The organism is Actinomyces sp. MRS3W, from assembly GCF_032465695.1.
In the GTDB taxonomy this organism is placed as follows: domain Bacteria; phylum Actinomycetota; class Actinomycetes; order Actinomycetales; family Actinomycetaceae; genus Actinomyces.
The window spans coordinates 1-1,270 of sequence record NZ_JAWDJJ010000307.1 but is presented as its reverse complement, the minus strand read 5'-3'; the positions used below and the strand labels follow the sequence as shown (position 1 = coordinate 1,270).

The window sequence follows — 1,270 nt, the reverse complement described above, 5'->3', positions numbered from 1 at the left end:
GCCTGGCACTGTCCGACTACTTCGACCCGCCGCTGACCACGGTGCGGCAGTCCATACGCGACAAGGCCACGACGGCGGTCACCTTCCTTCTCGACGAACTGCGCCACCCCGACGGCGCCCCGCGCCAGATCCTCCTTCCGGTGACCTGGCAGGAGGGCGGCACCCTGGGCCAGGCGCCGAGCTGAGGAGCCTTGGCTCCAGGATGAGTGAGCGCCACTGCGGGGCGCTCAGTGCCGAATTGCGCGGATTGTCATTCGCTCGGCTCGTCGCTGTCAGACTTCCATCTCGGTGCGGTGATGACGCCTACGATAGGGGCGGCGAGGAGGATCAACGGGATGCTGTCGCCGTATCCCAGGGCCGCGCCAATCCCGCAGACAACTGCGGCAACGATGAGCGTTGCCAGGACGTGCCGCGCCAAATGCGTCTTTGAACGAATCGGCGTGCCCATAGCGTCACTTCCTGAATGGAGGATTGAAATCCGAAAGCGTTCCTACCAGGTTCCTCGTCAAAGCTTACCCAGAACGTGTGCGCGCAGCGCCAGGGTCGCGGCGCCGGAGGCCCATTCCGTGCGGTCGTGCTCGCGCACCACCACGTCGAGCGGGGCAGCGCTGGCGCGGCGCACCGCGGCGATCCCCACACGCACCTCGTCCTCGAACAGGGCGGCGACCTCGGCCCGCTCACCCGCCACCACCACTGTCTCGGGCAGGGTGAAGGCCGCGGCCATGCCCAGCAGCCGGCCCAGCCTGCGCGCGTAGGAGGCGCACAGGGCCACGGCGTCGGCGTCGCCCGCAGCGGCGAGAGCGACAATGTCTGCGGCCCCGAGCCGGTCGCGACCGCGAGCAGCCCAGGCGCGCTCCAGCGCATTGTTGGTCAGACAGTCCATGGTCGGGGCGGCGGTCGCCGGGCGCCCGCCGTCGGGCACGGGCACGCTTCCCATGAGGCCGAGCTCGGCGTCGGAGTTGGTGACAACCTGACCGCCGACGACCAGGCCGTGCCCGACGCCCGCGCCCACGGTGAGTACGCAGAAGCGCTCGTGTTCTCGTCCCACCCCGAACCAGGCTTCTCGTAGCGTGAGTGCCGTTAGGTCGTTACCGATAATCGTGGGTACACCTAGGTGGGCCTCGGCCATCTCCGCCAGCCGCACCCGATGCCAGCCGTAGAACACCGCCTCGTCCACCGTGCGCCCATCGCGGGCCGTGCCGCCGATGCTCACCCCCAGGCATGAGGGGTGCGGCGCATCCGGGGCGGCTGCGCTGAGCTCGCCCAGGGC

General features: G+C 69.6%; 3 protein-coding genes. 1 reads left to right on the top strand and 2 read right to left on the bottom strand.

Features of this window, described 5'->3' with window-relative positions:
* The coding region (locus RWX45_RS11625; RefSeq protein WP_316023880.1) for a substrate-binding domain-containing protein at window positions 1–185 on the top strand (185 nt) is incomplete at its 5' end.
* 65 nt (window positions 186–250) lie between these two features.
* Here the strand turns inward: RWX45_RS11625 and RWX45_RS11620 are convergent.
* On the bottom strand, window positions 251–448 hold the full coding sequence (locus tag RWX45_RS11620) for a hypothetical protein (protein ID WP_316023879.1): 198 nt from the start codon (window positions 446–448) through the stop codon (window positions 251–253).
* Window positions 449–505: 57 nt separating this feature from the next.
* Window positions 506–1,270 (bottom strand): ROK family protein (locus RWX45_RS11615; protein WP_316023878.1); only part of this gene is annotated, 765 nt, incomplete at its 5' end.

Excerpts from the sequence above, each read along its gene's own strand:
- RWX45_RS11620 (WP_316023879.1), bottom strand. The coding sequence starts at position 448 with ATGGGCACGCCGATTCGTTCAAAGACGCATTTGGCGCGGCACGTCCTG.